19 protein-coding genes and 1 riboswitch are annotated in these 21,500 nt (G+C 68.2%); of the genes, 9 read left to right on the forward strand and 10 right to left on the reverse strand.

Annotation, left to right across the window (positions count from 1 at the left end; translation table 11 throughout):
- Nucleotides 1–270: 270 nt before the first annotated feature.
- The 3 genes from CA982_RS11035 to CA982_RS11045 all read right to left on the reverse strand — a co-directional run bounded on the left by CA982_RS11035 (nucleotide 271) and on the right by CA982_RS11045 (nucleotide 3,031).
- Nucleotides 271–798, reverse strand: a complete 528-nt coding sequence (locus CA982_RS11035) for a DUF1697 domain-containing protein (protein ID WP_086535371.1) — start codon at nucleotides 796–798, stop codon at nucleotides 271–273.
- Nucleotides 795–2,096 carry a DUF4185 domain-containing protein gene (locus CA982_RS11040; protein ID WP_086535372.1) on the reverse strand — a complete coding sequence of 434 codons (1,302 nt, stop codon included), beginning with the start codon at nucleotides 2,094–2,096 and terminating at the stop codon, nucleotides 795–797. Before CA982_RS11040 ends, CA982_RS11035 begins: the two co-directional genes overlap by 4 nt.
- A gap of 167 nt (nucleotides 2,097–2,263) precedes the next feature.
- Nucleotides 2,264–3,031, reverse strand: coding sequence for a methyltransferase domain-containing protein (locus tag CA982_RS11045; protein ID WP_086535373.1), 768 nt, complete (start codon nucleotides 3,029–3,031; stop codon nucleotides 2,264–2,266).
- A gap of 59 nt (nucleotides 3,032–3,090) precedes the next feature.
- On the opposite strand from CA982_RS11045, the gene rnhA reads away from it, so the two are divergent.
- The 3 genes from rnhA (at nucleotide 3,091) to CA982_RS11060 (ending at nucleotide 5,361) form a co-directional block, all read left to right on the forward strand.
- The gene (gene rnhA / locus CA982_RS11050; protein ID WP_086535374.1) at nucleotides 3,091–3,585 is read left to right on the forward strand and encodes a ribonuclease HI; all 495 of its coding nucleotides are present in this window, start codon (nucleotides 3,091–3,093) and stop codon (nucleotides 3,583–3,585) included.
- Entirely contained in the window at nucleotides 3,582–4,493 is a 912-nt protein-coding gene (locus tag CA982_RS11055; protein WP_086535375.1) for a D-isomer specific 2-hydroxyacid dehydrogenase family protein, read from the forward strand. The genes rnhA and CA982_RS11055 overlap by 4 nt, the downstream gene beginning before the upstream one ends.
- Nucleotides 4,494–4,569: 76 nt before the next feature.
- Nucleotides 4,570–5,361 (forward strand): SDR family oxidoreductase, encoded by a 792-nt coding sequence (locus tag CA982_RS11060; RefSeq protein ID WP_086535376.1) that lies wholly within the window; start codon nucleotides 4,570–4,572, stop codon nucleotides 5,359–5,361.
- Nucleotides 5,362–5,376: 15 nt separating this feature from the next.
- On the opposite strand, the gene CA982_RS11065 is transcribed toward CA982_RS11060, so the two are convergent.
- On the reverse strand, nucleotides 5,377–6,075 hold the full coding sequence (locus tag CA982_RS11065) for a hypothetical protein (protein WP_086535377.1): 699 nt from the start codon (nucleotides 6,073–6,075) through the stop codon (nucleotides 5,377–5,379).
- Between the two features lie 46 nt (nucleotides 6,076–6,121).
- Between CA982_RS11065 and CA982_RS11070 the strand changes: the two genes are divergently transcribed.
- The 5 genes from CA982_RS11070 to CA982_RS11090 all read left to right on the forward strand — a co-directional run bounded on the left by CA982_RS11070 (nucleotide 6,122) and on the right by CA982_RS11090 (nucleotide 10,563).
- On the forward strand, nucleotides 6,122–6,691 hold the full coding sequence (locus tag CA982_RS11070) for a YdeI/OmpD-associated family protein (protein WP_086535378.1): 570 nt from the start codon (nucleotides 6,122–6,124) through the stop codon (nucleotides 6,689–6,691).
- Between the two features lie 45 nt (nucleotides 6,692–6,736).
- Nucleotides 6,737–6,867, forward strand: a riboswitch (cobalamin riboswitch).
- A 24-nt stretch (nucleotides 6,868–6,891) separates the two neighbouring features.
- Nucleotides 6,892–7,977 carry a FecCD family ABC transporter permease gene (locus CA982_RS11075; RefSeq protein WP_086535379.1) on the forward strand — a complete coding sequence of 362 codons (1,086 nt, stop codon included), beginning with the start codon at nucleotides 6,892–6,894 and terminating at the stop codon, nucleotides 7,975–7,977.
- Entirely contained in the window at nucleotides 7,974–8,804 is an 831-nt protein-coding gene (locus CA982_RS11080) for an ABC transporter ATP-binding protein (RefSeq protein WP_086535380.1), read from the forward strand. Before CA982_RS11075 ends, CA982_RS11080 begins: the two co-directional genes overlap by 4 nt.
- Nucleotides 8,801–9,874 (forward strand): ABC transporter substrate-binding protein, encoded by a 1,074-nt coding sequence (locus CA982_RS11085; protein ID WP_086535381.1) that lies wholly within the window; start codon nucleotides 8,801–8,803, stop codon nucleotides 9,872–9,874. Before CA982_RS11080 ends, CA982_RS11085 begins: the two co-directional genes overlap by 4 nt.
- Nucleotides 9,871–10,563, forward strand: coding sequence for a (2Fe-2S) ferredoxin domain-containing protein (locus CA982_RS11090; RefSeq protein WP_086535382.1), 693 nt, complete (start codon nucleotides 9,871–9,873; stop codon nucleotides 10,561–10,563). The genes CA982_RS11085 and CA982_RS11090 overlap by 4 nt, the downstream gene beginning before the upstream one ends.
- A 181-nt stretch (nucleotides 10,564–10,744) precedes the next feature.
- Here the strand turns inward: CA982_RS11090 and CA982_RS11095 are convergent, their stop codons facing one another.
- The 6 genes from CA982_RS11095 to CA982_RS11120 all read right to left on the reverse strand — a co-directional run bounded on the left by CA982_RS11095 (nucleotide 10,745) and on the right by CA982_RS11120 (nucleotide 19,717).
- Nucleotides 10,745–12,664 carry an ABC transporter ATP-binding protein gene (locus CA982_RS11095; protein WP_086535383.1) on the reverse strand — a complete coding sequence of 640 codons (1,920 nt, stop codon included), beginning with the start codon at nucleotides 12,662–12,664 and terminating at the stop codon, nucleotides 10,745–10,747.
- Entirely contained in the window at nucleotides 12,661–14,394 is a 1,734-nt protein-coding gene (locus CA982_RS11100) for an ABC transporter ATP-binding protein (protein WP_086535384.1), read from the reverse strand. Before CA982_RS11100 ends, CA982_RS11095 begins: the two co-directional genes overlap by 4 nt.
- Nucleotides 14,395–14,526: 132 nt before the next feature.
- Nucleotides 14,527–15,336: a family 1 encapsulin nanocompartment shell protein gene (locus tag CA982_RS11105; protein WP_086535385.1), complete on the reverse strand. Its 810-nt coding sequence runs from the start codon at nucleotides 15,334–15,336 to the stop codon at nucleotides 14,527–14,529.
- A gap of 39 nt (nucleotides 15,337–15,375) precedes the next feature.
- Nucleotides 15,376–16,380 (reverse strand): Dyp-type peroxidase, encoded by a 1,005-nt coding sequence (locus CA982_RS11110; protein WP_086535407.1) that lies wholly within the window; start codon nucleotides 16,378–16,380, stop codon nucleotides 15,376–15,378.
- A 106-nt stretch (nucleotides 16,381–16,486) separates the two neighbouring features.
- Complete coding sequence (locus tag CA982_RS11115) at nucleotides 16,487–18,163, reverse strand: FAD-binding dehydrogenase (RefSeq protein ID WP_086535386.1); 1,677 nt, start codon at nucleotides 18,161–18,163, stop codon at nucleotides 16,487–16,489.
- Nucleotides 18,164–18,238: 75 nt separating this feature from the next.
- Nucleotides 18,239–19,717, reverse strand: a complete 1,479-nt coding sequence (locus tag CA982_RS11120; protein WP_086535387.1) for an amidase — start codon at nucleotides 19,715–19,717, stop codon at nucleotides 18,239–18,241.
- 437 nt (nucleotides 19,718–20,154) lie between these two features.
- Between CA982_RS11120 and CA982_RS11125 the strand changes: the two genes are divergently transcribed.
- The gene (locus CA982_RS11125; RefSeq protein ID WP_086535388.1) at nucleotides 20,155–21,120 is read left to right on the forward strand and encodes an alpha/beta hydrolase; all 966 of its coding nucleotides are present in this window, start codon (nucleotides 20,155–20,157) and stop codon (nucleotides 21,118–21,120) included.
- Nucleotides 21,121–21,500 lie beyond the last annotated feature (380 nt).

Below are 21,500 nucleotides of genomic sequence, written 5' to 3' on the forward strand. Positions count from 1 at the left end.
CACCGTCGGGCGCGGCGGCGGGTCCGGTTGCGGGGGCGCTGGCTGCGGGTCGGGAGCGGGCGGCGGAGTCGGCACGGGGATGGGTGGTTCCGGCGGCGGCTCCGGGATGGGCTCGGGTGCAGGAACGGGCTCGGGCGGTGGCGGGGGCGGCGGGACCGGTTGACTCATGTCCGGACTCCTCTCGACGCGAGCGTCTGGTTCGTCTGGTCTGTCTCGTGATGCCGCCACCGACGCTACGCCCGTGTTGCGACACCGGCCACCGAGCGGCGCTCAGGAGACGGCCAGCTCCAGTAGCTTCCGGACGGTCCGCAGATTGCGCCCGGTGCCCTGCACACCCAGGCCGCGCGCGATCGCCGGCGCGGTCAGCGTCGAGCGTCCCGCTCCGTCGGCGTAGCGGATGTGCAGATCGGACCCGATGACCCGGACGATGTCCTGACCGAAATCCTTGCGCTCGAATGCGGCCACCTTGTCCGGCGCCGGCCGGCCGGTCAGGAAGTAGACATAGGAGTACTTGTCGTCGACGATGTCGAACGGATGGACGTCGAGCGCGGCGCGGACCTGCTCGGGCGTGCGGCTGATGACCTCCCGGAACCAGCCGTAGCGATCCTCCATCGCGGCCTCGAGAGCGCGGTCGAACTGCTCCGGTTCGGCGGGGGGTGAGCAGAGCAGATTACCCGACGCGATGTAGGTCGAGACGTCATCGGCACCGAGGTCGGTTGCGATCTCCCGCAATTCGGCCATCGGGAGCTTCGCCCCGCCGACGTTGATCGCACGGATCAGGACGATGCGCCGGCTCACCGGCGTGCCTTCGACAGGTCGGTCCGGACCAGCATCACGTTGTAGTCGTCCCACCGGGAGACGACGAAGTACAAGTCCTTGCCCGACGATCGAGGGTGGATGTACGGCGTATAGAGGCCGCTGGACTGCTTGTGAGAGATGAGCACTCGCTCTCCACTCCATGGTCCCACGGGTGACGGCGACGAACGCATCACGATCGTCCCCGCGCGCTCGGTCAGCATCACGAAGCGGCCGAGGAAGGTGTTGTAGGCCACCGAGATCTCGCTGATCGGGCCGGCGACGAGGGGTGCGGCCTCGGCCGGATTCGACGACCACGCCGTGCCCCCGCGGAAGTACTGGTATCGGTTGAGGTTCAGGATGTCGGCGGGACGGAAACGAGCCACATGGGCTGAACCGAAACGCCCGTTGGGCGTGCCGTACTGGTAGATGTACTCGCCGCTACGGAGGAAGGCGCCCATCTGGAACCGGTCATGTCCCCTCGTCACCTGGGGTACGCCCGGAATGGTCAGGTCGGTGTTCCAACGCAGGGTGTTGTTGTCGACGGTCCAGGTCTGGCCGTTGTTGTGCGACACCGCGATTCCCGAATAGTTCGTGCTCCACCTGCCCGGCCCGAGCCAGCGGTGGATCGACATGAAGCTGACGAACTGGGTGCCGTTGATCGAGATCCCGCCGGTCGGGATCCGGCCGACCTCGATGTTGCGCACCCCGACCGCGTTGAACATGGGTTGTGCCCACGTCGGGTGCGCCGACGTCACCGAGGCGCCCGACCGCACCGATCCCGGAACTGCGGTCGGGAATCGAATGCCCTTGGCGAGATCGGAGTTCGCGTCGCTGCGCAGCATCGTGTTGTGCTTCCAGGTCATCTGTCCGGCGCATCGGCCCCACGTGTCACCGAAGGCCATCAGGATCTGACCGGAGCCGTTGTCCCACGGCACACCGACGTCGGTGGCGGTGATCCCGAAACGGGTGTCGGTGCGTGCGGGACTTCGCGGACCGGTCACCCAGGAGACGGCCTTGCTGGCGCCGGTCAATGTCGGGAGCGGACCCTGAGGCTTCTTTCCGTCCGCCCGGTAGCTGCCGAAGTCGAGACTGCCCAACCCGAGCTCACTGGACCCGGAACTGCCGGTGCTGCCGACATCGCCCCCGGTGATGCCGGTGACGTTGCAGACCGCGGCTCCCGCCGGTGCCGAGACGGCGGCGAGCAGACCGCCCGCCACGGCGACAGTGGCAGCGGTGGCGAGGACGCGGCGTCGGACGCGGCCGACCGGGCGCAGACGAGTCCGGCTGCGTCGAGGCATGGACGTACCCCCTGAGGAAGCGACAGGTGGTGTCAGTGTTGCAGAAGTGGCCACCTGGCGGGTGGTGCTCAGCCGAACCGAGTCCGGTACGTGATGCTCTGGGGGCCACTCGCTCAACGGACACAGGCACGATCGACGGGAAATGACGCCCGGTCGACGGCTGTGGGTCAGCGGCGTGTGGCCACGGCGAATGTCCGACGAAACGGCAGCACCGTGCCCCACTCGCGGCGCGGGTAGGCCTCGGCGAAGCGCTTCTTGAGATCGGCGACGAACTGCTTCCGGAGGTCGTCGGTGAGCGCCTGCAGGTACGGACGCGCGCCGGTACCCGACATCCAGTCGAACACCGGGTCCTGGCCGTCGAGCACGTGGAAGTAGGTCGTCTCCCATGCGTTGACGTGGTAGCCGCGCTCGGCGAAGAAGTCGAGATACACCTCGGCGTCGAGCCGGGGCAGCGCCCGGAGGTCACCGAAGGCCCCGACATACGGCTCGGTCGCGGCGAGCTCGGCGAGGGCCGCATGGGTCGGCGAGTCGGTGTTGTTCGGGACCTGCAGCGCGAAGGCGCCGCCGTCGGTCAGGTGCCCGAGCAGACCGTCGATGACATCGAGGTGATCGGGTACCCACTGGAACATCGCGTTGGACAGCATCAGGTCGACCGGCCGGTGTGGAGTCCACTGCGAGACGTCGACGGCGTCGTAGTTGGCGTGCGGGTCGGCGTTGTCGCGGATGGCCCGGTCGACCATCTCCGCCGAGTCGTCGATGCCCAGGATCTCGGCCGAGGGCCAGAGTGCGCGCAGGTGCTTGGTCAGGTGGCCCGGTCCGCAACCCAGGTCGACCACCGACAACGGAGTGGTCGGGATCTGCGCGATGAGGTCGAGAAACGGCCGCGCGCGATCGTCGGCGAACTGCAGATAGCGTGTCGGGTCCCACACGGCCATGAGTCCACCCTAGCCGTCAGTCTGCTGCCGGGCATCGCAGCTGCCGTAGGCTTCCGTGCGTGACAGCTTCTGCGAACCCGACGGCCGACGACTCCTCCGCAGATCCGGGAGCTGGGTCGGCCGTCGTCGAGATCTCGACAGACGGTGCCTGCCTGGGGAACCCGGGCCCGGGCGGATGGGGTGCCGTGCTCCGGTACAAGGGCACCGAGAAGCGGATATCCGGGTCCGAACCCGACACGACGAACAACAAGATGGAACTCACCGCCGCCATCGAGGGTCTCGCGGCGCTGACCAGGCCGTCGACCGTCATCATCTACACCGACTCGACCTACGTCCGCAACGGGATCATGAAGTGGGTCAACGGCTGGCAGGCCAACGGATGGAAGACCAAGGACCGCAAGCCGGTCAAGAACGCAGATCTGTGGCGCCGCCTGGTCGAGGAGGAGAAGCGGCATCAGGTGGAGTGGCGCTGGGTGAAGGGACACGCCGGCGACCACTTCAACGAGATCGCCGACGAACTGGCCACCACCGCGGCCCGATCGGTCTCCCGATGACCCCGATGGCTGTCGCCGTCGAACCCGTCCGCGACGAGCACCTGGTCGCCGCGATCGAGAGCGCCGGTGGACAGATCGTCGGTCTCGACGACGCCCGGGTGCTGGTGTGGATCGGGCCGCCGGCGGACTTCCCGCAACTGCCCGACACCGTCGAGTGGGTGGCCCTCAAGACCGCGGGCATCGAGGATTTCGTGGCCGCCGACATCATCGACGATCGCCGGCTCTGGACCAATGCCTCGGGCTTCTACGCCGAGAACGTCGCCGAGCACGCGCTGGCGCTGCTCCTCGCGGGACTCCGGCAGATCAACACCGCCGTCCTCCGGCACTGGGACAAGGAGCGGATCGACACCGCGGTCCGGTCGCTGCACGGTGCCACCGTCGCCATCGTCGGGGCCGGCGGGATCGGTGCATCCCTCGCCCCACGTCTCCGGGCGTGCGGTGCCCGCGTCGTCGCGGTGAACCGATCGGGCCGAGAGGTGCCCGGTGCGCACGAAGTCCGGCGGTCGGACGAGTTGGACGAGCTGTGGGGGACGATCGATCACGTCGTGCTGGCAGCGCCGGCGACGCCGGAGACGCGGCACATGATCAACACCGAGAGCCTCGCGGCGCTGCCCCGGCACGCATGGGTGATCAACATCGCACGCGGCCCGCTCGTCGACGAGGACGCGCTGTACCGTGCGCTGGTCGACGGCCAGATCGCGGGCGCGGCGCTCGACGTGACCGATCCGGAACCGCCCGCCGACGACCATCCGCTCTGGTCCCTGCCGAACGTGATCATCACCCCGCATGTCGCCAACCCGGCGTCGGGACTGACCCGGGAGCTGGCACCGTGGGTCGCCGAGAACCTCCGCAGGTTCGCCGCGGGCGAGGAACTCCTCTCCGTGGTGACCGCCGACCGCGCCTACTGAGGCCACGTCCCTGCTGATTCCGCCCGATTTCTAGAACACGTTCTCGTTTTGCGTCCCGGCGTGGCATGGTCGACAGGTGATTCTCGACAGATTCCGGATAGACGACCAGGTGGCCATCGTGACCGGCGCGAGCCGGGGGCTCGGGGCGGCGATCGCGGTCGCCTTCGCCGAGGCCGGCGGCGACGTGGTGATCGCGGCCCGCAGTGAATCCGACCTCGAGCAGGTCGCCGAACGGGTCCGCGCGGCGGGCCGACGCGCGCGCACCGTCGCCGTGGACCTCGGCGACCCCGATGCGACGGCGGCGCTCGCGCAGACCGCGGTCGACGAGTTCGGGCGGCTCGACACCGTGGTGAACAACGTCGGCGGGGCGATGCCCCGGCCACTGTTCGACACCAGCCCCAAGCACCTGCGGGATGCCTTCGACTTCAACGTCGGTAACGCGCACGCATTGGTCGTCGCCGGCTCCAAGCAGATCCTCGCGACCAGCGGCCAGGGTTCGATCATCAACATCACGTCGGCGGTGGGGCGCCTGCCCGGACGCGCCTACGCCGCCTACGGCACCGCGAAAGCGGCTCTCGCGCACTACACCCGAATCGCGGCGATGGATCTCAACCCGAGGATTCGGGTCAACGGCATCGCCCCGGGAGCGATCCTGACGTCGGCGTTGGAGATCGTGGCGGGCGACGAGGGGATGCGCACAGCCGTCGAGACGTCGACGCCGCTGCACCGGCTCGGTGAACCGGAGGACATCGCCGCGGCGGCGCTCTATCTGGCCTCTCCGGCGGGCGCCTACGTCACCGGCAAGATCCTCGAGGTCGACGGCGGGATCATCGCCCCCAACCTGGACCTGCCGATCCCGGACCTCTGATCAGTCGGGCATGGATCAGTCCGGCCTGCGTTCGAGGGCGCCGGCGATCTGCTGTTCGAGGTGTGCGGCCGCCACCTGCGGAACGTCGATGATGCCGTCGAGTTCGGCACGTACCCTCTTGTACGCGGCCTGCCGCTCGGCCGGGGTCGCCCCGGCGTCGGCGGCGACGTTGATCAGTTTGCGCGCCCGGTCGAGCGCGTCACGCTCGACCGGCGAGAAGCCGGATTGCTTGCGCCGCCGTGCTTCTCGTTCGGCAGCATCGAACGCGGCGGCGTAGTCGCCGACCGCGTCGCGGTACTCGGCGAAGTCGGCCGGGGAGATAGACGTCGAGGTCGTGGAGACGTCTGCGGCGGCCGGCTCGGGCCGCAGGTCGTCCGCACGAACCCGCGCCCGGTGGAACGCGAGCGTCAGCGGTTCGCGCATGTCGGCCATCAGCGGGTACTCGATCAGCGTCGCGAGGTCGAGTTCGTAGGCGAACCACTTCTCGGTGAGGGCGTCGTGCTGTCCGAGCACCCTGCGCAACTGATCGGCCGAGGTCGTGGTCAGCTTCAGCTGTTCGGTCTGTGCGTTCGCCTTGATCCGGGCGAGCTCGATCTTGTCCTTGCGTCGCTTCTCGTTGTACTTGCCGATCGAACCAGCCCACCCGCCGACGACCGCGCCGATCGGAAAGATCAGCCACCAGTTGTTCGTGGCAAAGTCGACGATCTCGTTCACGGCTCAACTGTACCGAGACGGGCGGCGAGGTCATTAGGGTTGACGAATGGCCGATCCCGATGCTCCCAAGCTGACCGTCGAGACCGTCGACGCCTGGCGAGAGTGGTTGCGCGCCAACCATGAGACCTCGCCGGGGGTGTGGCTTGTGTTCTGGCGCAAGGGCTCGGGTCGCGAGCCGATCGACTACGACGAGTGCGTTCGTGAGGCGCTGTGTTGGGGCTGGATCGACGGCCACACCCGCGTCATCGACGACCGACGCCGCGGTATGTGGTTCACCAGGCGCGGGCGCAACAGCGGATGGTCGGCGTCGAACAAGGCCCGGGTCGCCGACCTCGCCGCCGCCGGCCGGATTCAGCCCGTCGGGCAGGCCGTCATCGACGACGCCAAGGCCCGCGGTCTCTGGACGTTGTTCGACGACGCCGAGGCGCTCATCGAGTCCCCCGAACTCGCTGCCGCGCTCGATGCCGACCCGGTCGCGCGGGCCAACTGGGATGCGTTCCCGCCGAGCGCGCGCAAGTTCGGACTGTCGCAGATCGCCCTGGCGAAACGACCGGAGACCAAGACGAAACGCATCGCCACCCTCGTCGAGCGGGCGGGACGCAACGAACGACCCTGACGCCGGTGCCGTCGGGGCGCGGTGTCGGAGATCGCCGGAGATGTCGTAGTCTCGTCGCATCGAGATCCCTGGGAAGCCGGTTCGATTCCGGCGCGGTCCCGCCACTGTGATTTCGGTGCGTCGATGACGTCGATGCGCTGACTCAGCCAGATACCAGCCTCGATGCTGCTTGTCACGCCACGAGGATGGACCGACGACACATGACGATCGATGGTGCCCGCAGGGCGCCGGCACTGCCGCGTGCTCCGAGACGCGCGGGACGACGCCGTCCCGTGGCCGTCCTCCTCGCCGTGCTCGCGCTGGGCCTCGCCGCTGCGTTCCTCGCCCTCTGCTCGGGTGCCGAAGTGTTGCCCGTGTCCACGGTCGTCGACGTGGTCGCCTCACGTTTCGGCGGGCCTGCCGTCACACGCACCCAGCTCGCGATCGTCTGGGACATCCGGTTACCGCGAATCCTGCTCGGCCTGGTGGTCGGTGCGGGCCTGGCCGTTGCCGGGGTGCTGGTCCAGACACTGGTCCGCAATGCCCTCGCCGACCCGCATCTCCTCGGCGTCTCGTCGGGTGCGGCAGTCGGGGCGACCTCGGTGATCACCACCGGATTCCTGGCCGGTTTCGGGCTGTGGTCGCTGAGCCTCGGAGCGATGGCCGGCGCCCTGGGGGCCGCGCTCCTGGTCTTCGCGATCACCCTGGGCCAGGGCGGGATCACGCCACTCCGTCTCGTGCTGACCGGAACCGTCATCGCCGCTGCATTGTCCGCCGTCGCCAGCTTCCTCGTGTTGCGCACCAACGACTCACAGGCCGCCCAATCGGTCCTGTTCTGGCTGCTGGGCAGTCTTGCCGGCGCATCATGGACCAAGCTGCTGCTCCCGGTCTCGGTGGTCCTGATCTGCACCGCCGTCGCCTTCGCGCTCCACGGCTGGCTCGACGCGCTCTCGGCCGGGCCCGACGTCGCCGTGGCGGTGGGCGTCAGGGTCCCGATGGTTCGAAACCTGCTGTTCGGACTGCTCGCGATGCTGGTCGGCACGATGGTCGCGGTGTCGGGGGCCATCGCCTTCGTGGGGTTGGTGATCCCACACATCGCGCGCATCCTCGTCGGTTCACGGCATCGCTGGGTCCTGCCCACCTCCGCTCTGATCGGGGCGGTCTTCCTGGTTCTCGTAGACGTCGTCGCGCGAGTTGCGCTGCGGCCGGTCGAGATCCCGCTGAGCGTGGTGACCGGGGTCATCGGTGCACCCCTGTTCCTGTTCATCCTCGGCCGGCGCCGCTACCAGTTCGGCGCCGCCGCGTGAGTCGCCCGCCGGTCGGGCTCTCCGCGTCCGGGGTCGAGGTGTGGATCGACGATCACCCGGTGCTGCACGACATCTCGCTCGAGGTGCCGGCCGGGAACATCGTCGGTCTCGTCGGGCCGAACGGCTCTGGCAAGTCGACCCTGTTGCGGTCGGTCGTCGGCGCGCTCCGTCCGCGTCGAGGCACGATCACCGTCGACGGCCGGGCGACCGGGTCGATGAGCACTCGCGAGCGAGCGAGGCAGATCGCGTTCGTTCCACAGGAAGTCGACCTACCCGCGGACATGCTGGTGCACGAGTACGTCGCGCTGGGCCGGCTTCCCTATTCGTCGCCCTGGAGCATGGGCCGCTCCGGTGACCGGGCCGCGGTGGGACGAGCACTGCGATCGGTCGGCATGGCCGAGCACGCGTATTCCGCCGTCGACCACCTCTCCGGTGGTGAACGACGCCGCGTCGCCCTCGCCCGAGGACTCGCCCAGGACTGCGGCGTTCTGGTTCTCGACGAGCCGACCAATCACCTCGACATCCGGCACCAGCTCGACCTGCTCACCTTCCTGCGGACGGTGGGCACAACCGTCCTCGTGTCGCTCCACGACCTCGATCTGGCTGCTCGCCATTGTGATTCGATCTACGTGCTGAATGACGGACGAATCCCCGCACACGGGGAGGCCGTGTCCGCACTCGATCCCGCGGTGGTCGCCGAGGTCTTCGGGGTCTCCGCGCACTGGGCGGTGAATTTCGCCACCGGCCGAACGCACCTCGTGTTCGAACCCGGCCCACCCGCTCAACCCGCCCCTGATCCCACACGACCGACGATGGAGAACCGATGACGAGACCCACCACCGCCCGACGGTCCCGAACGCCGCTCGCGACGGCAACCCTGGCCGCGGCCCTCGTCGTCGCCGGTTGCAGTGCCACGCCACCCACCGACGAAACGGCGGATCGGAAGTCGGTGACGCTGATCAACTGTGGCGCCGATGCGACCTACGATGTGCCGGTCGAGCGTGTGGTCGCCACGAGCAACGGGGCGAACGTCGGAACGATCCTCAAGGTCGGCGGACTCGACAAGCTCGCCGCGGTATCCCTGAACGCGAACAACGATGTGGTGATGGAGTCGATATTCGGCCCGGGGATCGCCGACGTCCCTCACCTTGAGGGCAGTTCCATCACCATGGAGACGGTGCTCGGCGCGGACGCCGATCTGGTGGTCGGTTCCTACAGCGGACTGTTTAAGGGTGCGTCCGGGGTGACCCCGGAGTCGTTGCAGGCTAACGACATCGCGTCGTACGTCATCTCCGACAGTTGCCGCCAGGGCGGTGACGCGCCGGACAAGCTCGGCACCATGGACCCCTGGGACGCGTTGCGCGCCGACGTCGAGAACTACGGCATCCTCTTCGGAACCGAGGAGATCGCCACCGCTGCCGGGACCGAACTCGACGACCGCCTGCGCCGGCTGCGGAGCGCGCCGCGTCCGGCAACCGCCCCGCGCGTCCTGATCTACGACAGCGGCGAGGAGGACCTCTACACCAGTGGCGGCAACGGAGCGCCCAACGGGATCGTCGACGTCGCCGGCGGGGCAAACGTCTTCGCCGATGTCGACAACACCTGGTTCCGGGCGAGTTGGGAAACCGTGGCCTCCGCAGACCCCGACGTCATCGTGATCATGGACTACAAGAAGAGTGCCGACGAAGTCCAGGGCAAGATCGACGCCATCAAGGCCCGGGCGGGTCTCCGGGACACCGCTGCGGTCCGGGACAACCGGTTCGTGGTCCTGCCGCTGGCGATGTTCACCTCCGGCTACCCGAACATCTATGGCGCCGAAGAGCTGCGCAAGTCCCTCGAGGAGTACGGATTGGTCCCCGCCAGCGGGATCGACTTCACGGCGACGCTCGGCCGATGACCACCTCGACGGATTGCCGGATCGTCGTCGTGCTCCGCCCGACGGTGAGTGGACTAGACGAGGCGTCGGCGATGACGATGGTCGACGCGCTGCGGGCATCGGGTGACCGTGACGTCGGCCTCGCCTACCTGGACATCGCGACACCCACCGTCCATGACGAGCTCGACCGCGCGGCCGGCGACGGGCTGTCGGCCATCAGCCTTGTCCCGGTAGCGGTTCCGCGCGACAAGTACTTGGTGACCTGGACGAAGCGGGCGGTCGCGAACTGGCGGGAGAGTCGTTCCGGTGTCGACCTCGACATCCGGATCCTCGAGTCGGACATCACCGGAGCGGTCGTCGCCGGGCTCGCCGACCTCATCGAGCGGGTGCCGCACGCGGAGATCCGCGTCTCGCCGGCGGCCTATCGCAGCCCGGCCTGGTCGGTGATCGAGGACCACGACCGGCACGTGCTCGTGTGTAAAGGTCCACGCTGCATGGCCTATGGCGCCGGACCGCTTCACCGGCAACTCACTGCCACGTCGAAGGGGACGTCGACCAAGGTCACCGGCACGGGCTGCCTGAGTCCCTGCAACCTGGGTCCGCTCGCGATCGTCAACCCCGCCGGCGAGTGGTACGGACGTCTCGAACCCGCCCACGCCGCGGATCTGGTCGCCGGCGACGGTCCGGCCTCGAACCGCCTGCCCCGCTGACTCGGTCGCCAGACCCTTCGTGACGCGCCCTCCGCAAGCTCCGGGCGCTCCTCAGGGATCGGGGTTGATCGCGCCCTCCGCAAGCTCCGGGCGCTCCTCAGGGAGCGGGGGGTCGCGCCCTCCGCACGCTCGGAGCGTTGTTCTGCTCCCTGAGGAGCGAGCGTGCGAGCGTCACGAAGGGTCAGCTCGCCTCGATGGCCCCGGTGAACTGGCTTTCGTACAGCCGACAGTACGCGCCGCGGGCGGCGAGCAGCTCGTCGTGGCTGCCCTGCTCGACGATGTGCCCGTCCTCCATGACGACAATGACGTCGGCGTCGCGCACCGTGGACAGCCGGTGTGCGATGACGAAACTCGTCCGGTCCGACCGCAGGTTCGCCATCGCCTTCTGGATGAGCAGTTCGGTGCGGGTGTCGACCGAGCTGGTCGCCTCGTCGAGGATGAGGATCGTGGGCCGGGCGAGGAAGGCCCGCGCGATCGTGATGAGCTGTCGCTCACCGGCACTCACCCCGCCACCCTCGTCGTCGAGAACCGTGTCGTAACCGTCGGGAAGAGTCCGCACGAAGTGGTGGACATGACTCATCCGGGCGGCGTCGAGTACTTCTTCCCGAGAGGCGGTGGGATCGCCGTAGGCGATGTTGTCGTAGATGGTGCCACCGAAGAGCCAGGAGTCCTGCAACACCATTCCGGTGCGTTCACGCAGGTCGTCCCGCGTCATCTCGGTCGAGTCGACGCCATCGACCCGGATGACCCCGGAATCGACGTCGTAGAACCGCATGATCAGGTTCACCAGGGTGGTCTTGCCCGCACCGGTCGGACCGACGATCGCGACCATGTGCCCGGGGCGTGCCACCAGGCTGAGGTTCTCGATGAGCGGTTTGTCCTCGACGTAGCGGAACGAGACGTCGTCGAACTCGATGAGCCCCTTGTCGTCGGCCGGCGACTTCGGAGTCGCGGAGTAGGGCGACTGCTCGTCGGCGTCGAGGATGTCGAAGATCCGCTCGGCGGAGGCGACGCCGCTCTGCATCAGGTTGATCATCGAACCGATCTGCGTCAGCGGCTGGGTGAACTGGCGCGAGTACTGGATGAACGCCTGCACCTCACCGAGACTCAGCGAACCCGACGCCACGCGTAGTCCACCGACGACCGCGACCGCCACGTAGTTGAGGTTCCCCAGGAACATGATCGTCGGCATGATGACGCCGGAGATGAATTGCGCGCGCCAACTCGACTCGTACAGTTTCTCGTTGCGTTCGTCGAAGGTCGCCTCGATCTCGCGCTGACGGCCGAAGGCGGTCACCAGTTCGTGGCCGGTGAAGGCTTCCTCGACCTGGGCATTGAGAGCGCCGGTCGAGGACCACTGCGCGGAGAAGTGCGGCTTCGACCGTTTGGCGATGATGCCGGTCGCGATGATCGCCAGCGGCACCGTGGCCACCGCGATGAGCGCCAGCAGCGGGGAGATCCAGATCATCATGACCAGCAGCGCGATCACCGTCAGGACCGAGTTGGCGAACTGGGAGATGGTCTGCTGCATGCTCTGTGACAGATTGTCGAGATCGTTGGTCACCCGGCTCAGCAGCTCACCGCGAGGCATCGTGTCGTAGTAGCGCAGCGGCAGGCGATGCACCTTGGCCTCGACGTCGTCGCGGAGCCGCCGGATGGTGCCGACGACCACGATGTTCAGCAGGTAGCCGGCCAGCCATGCGAGCAGCGACGAGACGACGTAGAGCGCCAGGGTGATGAGCAGCACGCGTCCGACGGCGCCGAAATCCACCCCGACGCCGGGTGTCACGTCCATCGACGAGACCATGGCGGCGAAGGTGTCGTCCCCGCTCTCGCGGAGACCGGCGACCGCCTGCTCCTTGGTGAGCCCGTCGGGCAGGGTGCGGCCGATGACGCCGTCGAAGACGAGGTCGGTGGCGTAACCGAGCACGCGGGGCGCGATCGCGATCAGCACGACCGAACCCACCAGCGACCCGAGTGTGATCGCCATCAACAGGCGGTAGGAGGCCAGCTGGGCGACAACGCGTTTGACCGAGGGCCAGAACGAGCGGGGTTTGGATTCGGGTCCGGCCGCCATCGGCGGACCACCGGGCCGGGTCATGCGCGCTCCTCCATCGCCATCTGGGATTCGACGATCTCGGCATAGGTCGGGCACGACTGCCGTAATTCGTCGTGCGTACCGAGACCGACCACCCGTCCGCGATCGAGCACGACGATCTGCTCGGCGTCGACGATGGTCGAGATGCGTTGGGCCACCACGATCACCGCCGCGTCGCGGGTGGCCGGACGCAGTGCGGCGCGCAGGCGCGCGTCCGTGGTGAGGTCGAGGGCGGAGAACGAGTCGTCGAAGAGGTAGATGGCCGGCCGCCGGATGAGTGCCCGCGCGATCGCGAGGCGCTGGCGCTGGCCGCCGGAGACGGTCGTGCCGCCCTGGGAGACCGCGGTGTCCAGACCGTCGGGCATCGCCGCCACGAAATCCGCGGCCTGCGCGATGCGCAGCGCCTCCCAGATCTCGTCGTCCGTGGCATCGGCCTTGCCGTGCAGCAGGTTCGAGCGGACGGTTCCGGAGAACAGGTACGGGCGCTGCGGCACCAGGCCGACGACCGACCGCAGTTCGTCGGGGTCGAGCCGCTTCACGTCGGTGCCGCCGACCCGGACCGCGCCGGACGTCGTGTCGATGAGTCGCGGGACCAGCCCGATGAGGGTCGTCTTGCCCGATCCGGTCGACCCGACGATCGCGGTCGTCGTGCCCGGCTCGACGCGGAAGTCGATGCCGCTCAACACCGGGTCGTCGGCGCCCGGGTACCGGAACTCGGCCGCGTCGAACTCCACCGTGCCGGGATGGGCGGCGAAGCCGATCGGCTCGGTCGGCGGATGGACCGAGGTGTCGGTGGCCAGGACCTCGGAGATGCGTTCGGCGCAGACCGCGGCGCGCGGCGCCATCATCGCCAGGAACGACGCCATCATCACCGACATCAGGATCTGCATGACATAGCTCATCACCGCGGTGAGCGCGCCGATCTCCAGCGAGCCGTCGGAGACCGCGTGACCGCCGAACCAGATGACCGCGACGATGGTGACGTTGGTGATCACCATGACGACGGGGAACATCAGTGCCATCAGCCGGCCGACGTGCAGGGTCGCATCGGCGAGATCGTCGTTGGCGACGGCGAACCGCTTGCGTTCGTAGTCCTCCCGCACGAATGCCCGCACGACCCGGATGCCGGTGATCTGCTCGCGCAGCACGCGGTTGACGTTGTCGATCCGTTCCTGCATGGCCCGGAAGCCGGGGATCATCTTCGCGATGATGGCTCCCATCGAGACCCCGAGGACAGGCACCGCGATGGCGATGACCCACGACAATGCGGGCGCCTCGCGGACGCCCATGATGATGCCGCCGATGCACATGATCGGGGCCATCACCAGGATGGCGCTGCTCATGACGATGAGCATCTGCACCTGCTGGACATCGTTGGTGGTGCGGGTGATCAGCGACGGGGCGCCGAAGGTGCCGACCTCCCGCGCGGAGAACGAGTTCACCCGGTGCAGCAGATCGCCGCGGATGTCGCGCCCGACCCCCAGCGCGGCGCGGGACCCGAAGAACTGGGCGGTGACCGTGACGATGATCTGCGCGACGCTCACCAGCAGCATCCATCCGCCGATGCGCAGGATGTAACCGGTGTCCCCGCGGGCCACACCGTTGTCGATGATGTCGGCGTTCAGGCTCGGCAGGAACAGCATCGCGGTGGTCGCGAGCAGCTGCAGCACGATGACGAGTACGACGTTGACCCGGTACCGCGCGAGGTACGTGGTGATGAGGCGGGTCAGCATCTGACCGCCGGGAACGGGAGCGGGCCGGATTTCACTGCGATCACCTGCGCAAGAGTAGTTGCCGCTCGCAACGGACGCCGCAGAGTATCGGCCCGACGGGACCCGGGGCCGGCGAGGACGGTGGACAGCTGGTCAGACGGTCGGCGGTTCGGTGAGCGCGACAGCCGCCTCCGCGGTGTGGGTGAGGAAGGTGAACGACTCCTGGAAGTACAGGTTCACCACATCGGCGTCGTGTGAGTCGTAGCCGATCGACACGTCCTGGCCGATGGTCAGCTCGAAGTCGCCGCCGCGGGTGCTCATGACGAACGCGCCGCTGATCGCGGGCGCCCACACGATGTCGCCGGTGAACAGGCGCTGGATGTGCTCGAGGATCGGGTAACCGTGGTTCGACGTCTCGTTGACCTGGGTGTAGGCCTCAGCCGAGAGGGCCACCGCGTACGGGCCGTCGACCGACGCCAGCCGGAGCGTGCTCAACGCCTGGCTGACCGCTTCCGGGTAGTCGCGCACGTCGGTGGGCAGCGGGATCGGGGCGGCGGCGGCCTCGGCCCGGATGCCGCTGATCGACGCCGCGGCGTATCCCTCAAAGATGGCCCGGTCCTCGGCGAGTGCGAGTTCGCGCGCGGCCTCCACGACCGGGTCCCAGTCGGAGTCCTTGGCGCCGCGATCGACGTCGTCGATGGCCTCCCGGGACACCGTGAACGGGACCTTGAGTTCGACCAGCGACTGGGTGCGGCGCTGGAATGCGGTGATGCCCTGGGCCGGTGAGTCGATCTTGGTGCGATGTCCCAGGGTCACCGACGCGGTGTCGGAACCGAGCGGCCCGGTCACGTCGACGAGGCGCCGGCCCGCGACGTTGCGCTTGAACGAGCGGGTCGCCTCCTCCTCGATCTCCGCCCACGCCGCGTCGGAGATCGGTGCGAGTTCGCGATGCAGGTTGTTCATGGTGTCCTCCTGGTGCGGTGGTCGGTTCTCGAGGTGTCGTCAGTGCAGAGACCCGATACCCAGCGAACCGTCGGAACGGGTCGCCGGCACCGGGGGTGCGTCGGATGCGGCGTCGGGCGCGGGCGGCAGGTCTTCGAGGAAGTCGAGCGTCGGGGTGAAGAACTGCGATCCGGTGACCGCCGTGGTGAAGTCGAGGAGGCGGTCATAGGTGCCGGGCGGGTCGCCGATGAACATCTTGCGCAGCATCTCCTCGGTGACATCGGGTGCAGCCGAGTAGGCGATGTAGAAGGTGCCGTTGACGCCCGCGCCCGAGACGTCGCCGTAGGGCATGTTGTCGCGGACCACGTCGATCTCCTCGCCGTTCTCGTCCTCGACGACGTTCAGCGCGATGTGGGAGTTCGGGGGCTTCACCTCGTCGGACATCTCGACGTTGTCGAGCTTGGTGCGCCCGATCGCGGCTTCCTGGTCCTCGGTGCTCAGGTCGTTCCAGGACGACAGATCGTGCACGTAGCGCTGGATCGCGACGTAGCTGCCACCCTCGAAGTCCGGGTCCTCCTCGCCGACCGTGATCGCGTCGATCGCGGCCTGTCCGGTCGGGTTCTCGGTGCCGTCGACGAACCCGATGAGGTCGCGGAGGTCGAAGTAACGGAACCCGTGCACCTCGTCGACCACGGTGACCGCGTCCCCCAGCGCCTCGGTGATCTTGGCGCCCAGCTCGTAGCACAGGCCCATGTCGTCGGATTTGATGTGCACGAGAAGGTCGGCGGGCGTCGCCGGGGCGGTGTGGACCTCGCCCTCGTACGGGACGAACGGACGCAACGAGCGCGGCCGCGGGCCGGCGAACAGGCGGTCCCACGCCGCGGATCCGATCGACACGATCCCGGCCAGCGCCGCCTCCGGCGCTCGCGAGGACACCGCGTTGTTCAGTCCGGGGATCTCTTCCAACGCATCGCGAACCGCGTCCTCACCGCCGTCGTCGATGGTGAAGACAAGGAAGATCGCCGACTTCGTCTTCCGGGTCAGGATCGTCTGGGGGACCGGCACGCTGAACACACTAGCCCATGCGCAGGTGCCGTGGGGCAGCAGATCGTGCCGCGAATGTAGAGGGCAGGCAACCCTTTTCGACGACGAGGTGCGGTCGTACCGGCGATCAGCCGCGCGGTGTGGCCCGGGCCACTGCCCGCCCGGCTGCCCGGCCGGAGAAGATGCATCCGCCGAGGAACGTGCCCTCCAGGGCGTTGTAACCGTGCACGCCGCCGCCGCCGAAGCCCGCGACCTCACCGGCGGCGAACAGGCCGTCGAAGGCGCTGCCGTCGGGTCGGAGTACCTGGGAGTCGAGGTTGGTCTCGAGACCGCCCAGGGTCTTGCGGGTGAGGACGTTGAGCCGAACCGCGATCAGCGGGCCGTGCTCCGGATCGAGCAGCCGGTGCGGCTTGGCGACGCGAACGATCTTGTCGCCGAGGAACTGTCGGGCGTTGGTGATCGCCATCAGCTGCGCGTCCTTGGAGAACTTGTTGCCGATCTCGGCGTCGCGCGCGGAGATGATCCGTTCGATGTGTGCGAGGTCGAGCTCGGGCCCGCGGGCGATCTTGTTCATCCCGGCCACCAGCTCGGGCAGGTTGTCGGCGACCACGAAGTCGACGCCGTTTCGCACGAAGGCGTCCACCGGCCCCGCGGCACCCTTCGCGAGCCGGCTCCGCGCGGTGAGCTTGAGGTCCTTCTCGGTGATGTCGGGGTTCTGTTCCGATCCCGACAGCATGAACTCCTTCTCCACGATCGTCTGGGTGAGGATGAACCACGAGTAGTCGTGACCGGCCGACAGGATCGCCTTCATCGTCGAATTGGTGTCGAAGCCGGGGAAGTTCGGTGGGGCGAGGCGATTGCCGTTGGCGTCGAGCCAGAGTGACGACGGACCGGGGATGATCCGGATCGCGTGGTCGGGCCAGATCGGGTCCCAGTTGTGGATGCCCTCGGTGTAGTGCCACATCCGGTCTCGGTTGACGATGTTGGCGCCAGCGGTCTCGCTGATCTCCAGCATGCGGCCGTCGACATGGGCCGGGACGCCGGAGATCATCGTCTCCGGAGCGGGGCCGAGGCGCTCGACCGGCCAGTTCTTGCGGATCAGATCGTGGTTGTGTCCGATGCCGCCGGACGTGACGATGACCGCCCCGGCACGGATCTCGAAGTCGCCCACGACGTCTCGGTTCGACGCCCGGCCACGGTCGACGTCGGTCGGGGCGAGGGTCACACCTCGCACGCCCACGGCGGCGCCGCCGTCGTCGACGACGAGCTCGTCGACGCGATGCCGGAACCGGAACTCGACGAGCCCGCGCTTCTCCGCCTCCAGGACCGGCTCGGCGAAGACCCGGACCACCTCCGGTCCGGTTCCCCACGTGAGATGGAACCGGGGCACGGAGTTGCCGTGGCCGTCGGCGAACCCGCCGCCGCGTTCGGCCCACCCGACGATGGGGGTGATCCGCAGGCCGAGGTCGTGCAGGTATTGCCGTTTCTCGGTGGCGGCGAAGTCCACGTACGCGCGGGCCCACTGGCGTGGCCAGTAGTCCTCGTCGTCACGATCGAATCCCGCCGACCCCATCCAGTCCTGCAGCGCGAGGTCGGCAGAGTCGCGGATGCCCAGCCGTCGCTGCTCGGGGGTGTCCACCATGAACAATCCGCCCAACGACCAGAACGCCTGCGCGCCAAGGTTGTTGCGATTCTCCTGATCGACCACGACGACGCGGCGCCCGGCCTTGGTGAGCTCGTATGTCGCGACGAGTCCCGCCAGTCCCGCACCGACGACCACCGCGTCGGCCCCGTGCTCCGTCACCGCAACTCCTCACGCCCGCCGCCATCCCCGGGCTGCTCCGGAGCATGTGCATTCGCAGACGAGATTAGCCCGGCACTACAGCGAGATGTCGGCGTACCGGTGGAACCACGGCGCGGCCGCCTCGAGTCCGGCCGCGAGCGCGAGGAGATCACCGTCGGCACCGAGCCGGCCGACGAACTGCACGCCGAGCGGGAGCCCGGCGTCGGTCCAATGCAGCGGCACGCTCATGGCGGGGCGGCCGGTGAGGTTCGCGAGCTGCGTGTACGGCACCCAGCCGAGACTCTCGTAGATCAGCTTGTCGATGATCCCCAGGCGCGAGATCGCCCGGCCGGACCGTGCTCTCGAGGCGAGTCGCGCCGCCCGCTGCAGGATCGGCGGCGTGGTCATCGAACCGACCCGGGGTGGCGGCACTGCGAGCGTGGGCGTCAGCAGCAGATCGTGGGTCTGATGAAAGCGGTCCAGGGCCAGGACATGGTCGTTGATCCGGTCGAGTGCGGTGAACAGGGGGACGACGCCGGCGGCCCGGCCCAGCTCCGCGAGGGTCAGGGTGTCGGCCTCGAAGTGGGAGTCGGGAGCACCGGTGAGTCGGCGGACCTCGTCGACCTGCGCGGCGCATTTGGCGAACCAGATGTCGAGGAAATCGCGCGCGAGTGCAGCGTCGTCGTGCGGCGGGGCGACCTCCTCGACCTGGTGGCCGAGATCGGTCAGCACCGATGCGGCGTGCTCGACCGCGGCGACCGCCTCCGGGTGCGGATTCGCGTTGATCGCCGACGTCGTAGTGTAGCCGATCCGCAGCAACCGCGGTGGGGTTGCGATCCGGGCGGTGTAGCTCTCGGTGTGCAGCGGCGTCGGGTACGTCGACGACGGCGTCGGCCCGATGAGTGCGTCGTAGAGGGCCGCGGCGTCGCGGACGGTGCGGGTCACCACGCCTTCGACGCCCATCCCGAAGAGCGGTTCGCCGGTCTGCGGACCGAACGGCATCAGGCCCCGCGAACTCTTGAGTCCGAACAGCCCGGTGCATGCGGCGGGGATGCGGATGGAACCGCCGCCGTCGCTGGCCCCGGCCGCCGGGACGATCCCGGCGGCCACCGCGGCGGCGCTGCCACCCGACGAGCCGCCCGGGGTCACCTCGACGTCCCACGGATTGCGCGTCGGTCCCCAGAACGTGGGTTCGGTGATCCCCTTCGCGCCGAACTCGGGGGTGTTCGTCTTACCGAAGATCACCAGGCCGGCGTCGAGGAACCGCTGGACGCCGAAGGAGTGTTCGCGCGCGATATGTGTCGCGAGGGCACGGGACCCGCGGGTCGTCGGATAGCCGCGGTAGTCCTGCGCGAGGTCCTTGATGAGGAACGGGACGCCGGCGAACGGCCCGGTGAGATCGCCCCGGACGCGCGCATCGGCTTCGGCGTCCATCTTGATCACGATGGCGTTGAGCGACGGATTCACCGCGTCCGCACGGGCTCGCGCGAGGTCGAGGATTTCGGCGGCCGTCACCTCTCCGGCGGCGACGAGGCCGGCCAGGGTGGTCGCGTCCGCGGACAGATACTCGCCCATGTGCACGTTCCGACCCTAGTGGTTCCGCGAGCCGGTCGAGCGGACTTGGCGACGATCGGCCGGCAGGCAGGACGGACTCTCTCCCCGCCCTGCGGGCACGGTCACCGTTGCCCACGCAAACCGGTAACGGCCGGATCGCAGGACGGGAACCGAAGCAGGGGCGGTACGTGGCAGGTCTGTCGCCTATGTCCCGAATGGGCTGTTCAGCGCCAGGAAATGTGACGTGTCCCACTCCGATACGCGGTCACGGGACCCGCTCTCGCCTTTGCCGTGGCGTTATCGTGCCGTTACACTTCTCCAGGACGGGTACCGCTGCCCGGGGGGACCAATACAATCCCTCCTCGTACGACTTCGTACACAAGCCCGCAGCAGTACCCGGTAGGCAAGACCCGCAAGCGGCCGGCTCCGGCCGTGGTGATCCAAAGGAAAACTGACGAATGCTGACACGCGCCCGTAAGCGCCTCGTCGCCGGACTCGTGGCTCTCGTGGCCGTGTCGGGTGCGACGCTGGTCGCAGCTCCGCCGGAGGCCTCTGCGGCCAACGGTTGCAATGTCGAGTACGTCCGCTCGAACGCCATGAACCGGACCGTGCCCGTGTGCATCGTCTCGGCCGGCGGTGGCGGACCCAAGCCGACGCTGTACCTGCTCGACGGACTCCGCGCCCCCGCCAACAACAGCGGCTGGCTGATCAACACCGATGTCGCCCGCTACATGGCAGGCAAGGGCACCAACGTCGCCATCCCGTTCGGCGGCGCAGGCAGCTTCTACACCGACTGGCAGACCCCCGATCCCAAGCTGGGCGTCAACAAGTGGGAGACCTTCCTGACCCGCGAACTGCCGGGTTACATGGCGGCACGTCACGGCAGCGACAACCGCCGCAACGGCATCGCCGGACTGTCGATGTCGGGCACCTCGGCGCTGAACCTCGCATCGCGCCACCCCAACTTCTACAAGGCGGTCGCGTCCTACAGCGGCTACCCGACCGTCACCATGCCGGGCTTCACCCAGGGCATCATGGCCTCGGTCGCGGAGGTCGGCGGCAACCCGTTCAACATGTGGGGCTTCTACCCCGCGGGAACCTGGTTCCAGAACGACCCGTTCCTGAGCGCGGGCAACCTGGCGGGCAAGAACGTCTACGTCTCGTCCGGTAGCGGTGTCGGCAGCAAGTACGACTCGTCGGTCAACCCGGCCAGCAGCAACTTCGATCCGGTCAAGTTCGCGCAGATGATCCCGCTCGAGGTCGCCGCGTCGACCAGCAGCCAGATCTACATCGGCCGCCTGGCGCTCGTCCCGGGCGTCAAGCTCACCACCCGGATCACCCCGGACGGTGCGCACTGGTGGGACTACTGGCAGAGCACCTTCAAGGAGTCGTGGGCCAAGACCTTCCGCCCCGCCTTCTTCTGAGGGCCGCGGTAGTCACGCGCACGTAAGACAGTCGGCAAGGGCCGGTGACCTTCGGGTCACCGGCCCTTGTTGTGCGGACTCCTCCTGCTCCCTTCAGTGTCAGGGTTGTGGAGCCACGTCAGTGGTGATTGGGTTTCGTCCACCGGGTGTTTGGCTCTCCTGCTCCCTGCCACCCCTGCGGGGTTGGTGTTGCCTCATCGTGCCGGCATCTGGTGTGACGGACCGGCCGGCGTGACTTGATAGGAGCGTGGCAGCGCCCCTCCACTGAAGTATGTCCACCGACCGGCCCGACTGTCCGCCCACCCTGTGACAGGAAGGCAAGCTCCATGATCGTCATCGGTGCTGATGTCCACAAGCGCTCCCACACTTTTGTCGCCGTC

The sequence above is a fragment of the Gordonia lacunae genome (genome assembly GCF_002149015.1).
Classification (GTDB): domain Bacteria; phylum Actinomycetota; class Actinomycetes; order Mycobacteriales; family Mycobacteriaceae; genus Gordonia; species Gordonia lacunae.

What these genes read in the sequence shown, in the direction of transcription:
- CA982_RS11095 (WP_086535383.1), bottom strand. Translation starts at nt 12,664, where the DNA reads ATGACCCGGCCCGGTGGTCCGCCGATGGCGGCCGGACCCGAATCCAAA.
- CA982_RS11040 (WP_086535372.1), bottom strand. Translation starts at nt 2,096, where the DNA reads ATGCCTCGACGCAGCCGGACTCGTCTGCGCCCGGTCGGCCGCGTCCGA.
- CA982_RS11120 (WP_086535387.1), bottom strand. Translation starts at nt 19,717, where the DNA reads ATGGGCGAGTATCTGTCCGCGGACGCGACCACCCTGGCCGGCCTCGTC.
- CA982_RS11090 (WP_086535382.1), top strand. Translation starts at nt 9,871, where the DNA reads ATGACCACCTCGACGGATTGCCGGATCGTCGTCGTGCTCCGCCCGACG.
- CA982_RS11045 (WP_086535373.1), bottom strand. Translation starts at nt 3,031, where the DNA reads ATGGCCGTGTGGGACCCGACACGCTATCTGCAGTTCGCCGACGATCGC.
- CA982_RS11075 (WP_086535379.1), top strand. Translation starts at nt 6,892, where the DNA reads ATGACGATCGATGGTGCCCGCAGGGCGCCGGCACTGCCGCGTGCTCCG.
- CA982_RS11100 (WP_086535384.1), bottom strand. Translation starts at nt 14,394, where the DNA reads ATGCTGACCCGCCTCATCACCACGTACCTCGCGCGGTACCGGGTCAAC.
- CA982_RS11125 (WP_086535388.1), top strand. Translation starts at nt 20,155, where the DNA reads ATGCTGACACGCGCCCGTAAGCGCCTCGTCGCCGGACTCGTGGCTCTC.
- CA982_RS11055 (WP_086535375.1), top strand. Translation starts at nt 3,582, where the DNA reads ATGACCCCGATGGCTGTCGCCGTCGAACCCGTCCGCGACGAGCACCTG.
- CA982_RS11085 (WP_086535381.1), top strand. Translation starts at nt 8,801, where the DNA reads ATGACGAGACCCACCACCGCCCGACGGTCCCGAACGCCGCTCGCGACG.
- CA982_RS11070 (WP_086535378.1), top strand. Translation starts at nt 6,122, where the DNA reads ATGGCCGATCCCGATGCTCCCAAGCTGACCGTCGAGACCGTCGACGCC.
- CA982_RS11105 (WP_086535385.1), bottom strand. Translation starts at nt 15,336, where the DNA reads ATGAACAACCTGCATCGCGAACTCGCACCGATCTCCGACGCGGCGTGG.